Origin of the sequence: Mesorhizobium sp. M7A.F.Ca.ET.027.03.2.1, assembly GCF_003999175.1 — a bacterium.
GTDB lineage: Bacteria > Pseudomonadota > Alphaproteobacteria > Rhizobiales > Rhizobiaceae > Mesorhizobium.
The window spans coordinates 1-2084 of sequence record NZ_RZOM01001083.1 but is presented as its reverse complement, the minus strand read 5'-3'; the positions used below and the strand labels follow the sequence as shown (position 1 = coordinate 2084).

The following is a 2084-nucleotide window of genomic DNA, read 5'->3' as shown; positions in this document are numbered from 1 at the left end:
GACAGGGCCGGTGATTTGCGCTGGCTGAATTCCTTCATCGGCACGAAAGCAATGCCGACATTCTGCCCGGCGCCGCCGAAGCCGAAGCCGGAAGCGGTGAAGACCCCTTCGACAGCGTCCTTTTCCTCCTTGAGATAGTGATCGGTCACTTCAGCCAGCACGCGCTCGGTGCGGTCCTGCGTCGCGCCGACCGGCAGCGACACGCTGGTGATCAGGATGCCTTGGTCTTCTTCCGGCAGGAACGAGCTCGGCAGCCGGGCAAACATCCAGCCCATGGCGATGACGATGGCGAGGGAGACGGCGAGGAAGCGCCAGGACCGGTTGATGATGCCGTGCGAGCCGTCGCGATAGGCCGTCGTGCCGCGGTCGAAGACGCGGTTGAACCAGCCGAACGGACCGGTCTGCGTCGCATGGTCCTTGGGCCGCCGCAGGATCGTGGCGCATAACGCCGGCGTCAGCACCAGGGCCACCAGCACCGACAGCACCATGGCCGAGACGATGGTTACCGAGAATTGCCGGTAGATGATGCCGGTCGAACCGCCGAAGAAGGCCATCGGCACGAACACCGCCGACAAAACAGTAGCGATGCCGACCAGCGCGCCGGTGATCTCGCCCATCGATTTTCGCGTCGCCTCCTTTGGCGACAGATCTTCCTCCTGCATCACGCGCTCGACATTCTCGACCACGACGATCGCGTCGTCGACAAGCAGGCCGATGGCCAGCACCATGGCGAACATGGTCAGTGTGTTGACCGAATAGCCGAAGAAGGAGAGCACGCCGAATGTGCCGAGCAGCACCACCGGCACGGCAATCGTCGGGATGATGGTGGCCCGCAGATTCTGCAGGAAGATGAACATCACCAGGAACACCAGCACGATCGCCTCGGCCAGCGTCTTGACCACCTCCTCGATCGACAGCCGCACGAAGGGCGAAGTGTCGTAGGGGTAGACGACCTCGACGCCCTGCGGGAAGGTCGAGCTCAACCGATTGATCGTCGTGCGCACCGCTTCGGCCGTGCTGATGGCGTTGGCGCCGGTCGCGAGGTTGATCGCGACACCGGCCGCCGGCTGGCCATTGTAGCGGGCCGCCGTCGTATAGCTTTCAGCGCCGAGCTCGACGGTGGCGACATCGTTGAGGCGAACCAGCGAGCCGTCGACCGTGCTCTTCAGGATGATGTTGCGGAACTGTTCGGCGGTCTGCAGCCGGCTCTTGGCCGTCACCGTGGCATTGAGCTGCTGGCCCTTGCGCGCCGGCAGGCCGCCGAGCTGGCCGGCAGAAACCTGCGTGTTCTGCGCCTCGATGGCGGTCGCCACGTCGCTCGGCATCAGGGCATACTTGGCGAGCTGGTCCGGATCGAGCCAGATGCGCATGGCATAGCCGGAGCCGAACAGCTGCGTCGAGCCGACGCCTTCGACGCGCTTCAGCGTGTCGTTGACGGTGGCGTCGACATAGTCGGCGAGATCGGTCGAGTTCATCTTGCCGTCGGTCGAGACGAAGCCGATGACCATAAGGAATCCGGTCGAGGATTTGGAGACGGTGATGCCATTGCTCTGCACCACCTGCGGCAGCTGCGACTGCACCAGCTGAAGCTTGTTTTGCGTCTGCACCTGGGCGGTGTCGGGATCGGCTGCGGTGGTGAAGGTCAGCGTGATCGTCGCCGCTCCGGTCGAGGTCGAGGTCGCCGTCATGTAGTCGAGATTGTCGATGCCGGTCATGCCTTGCTCGATGACCTTGGTCACCGAATTCTCGACGGTCGACGCATCGGCACCCGGATAGGTGGCGCTGATGTTGACGGTGGTTGGCGCGATCTGCGGATATTGCGAGATCGGCAGCGTGGTGAGCGCGAGCAGTCCGCCCAGCATGATCACGATGGCGATCACCCAGGCGAAGATCGGCCGGTTGATGAAGAATGCTGACATCTCTCAGTTCCCGGCCTTCGGGGCGTTGGCGGCCACTTCGGAGGCAGCTGGCACGGACGAAGAGGTCTGCGCGCGGTCCTTGACCTCGCCGGTCGTCTCGTCGATCGTCACTTCGACGCCCGTTGCGTCGCCGCCGGGGCGGACAAGCTGCAAGCCCTCGACAAT

At 64.0% G+C, this 2084-nt stretch carries 1 protein-coding gene and 1 pseudogene; both read right to left on the bottom strand.

Annotation, left to right across the window (positions count from 1 at the left end):
- The coding region (locus tag EN750_RS31450; RefSeq protein ID WP_127399030.1) for an efflux RND transporter permease subunit at positions 1-1919 on the bottom strand (1919 nt) is incomplete at its 3' end.
- 3 nt (positions 1920-1922) lie between these two features.
- A pseudogene (locus tag EN750_RS41105) lies at positions 1923-2084 on the bottom strand (efflux RND transporter periplasmic adaptor subunit); the annotation flags it as partial.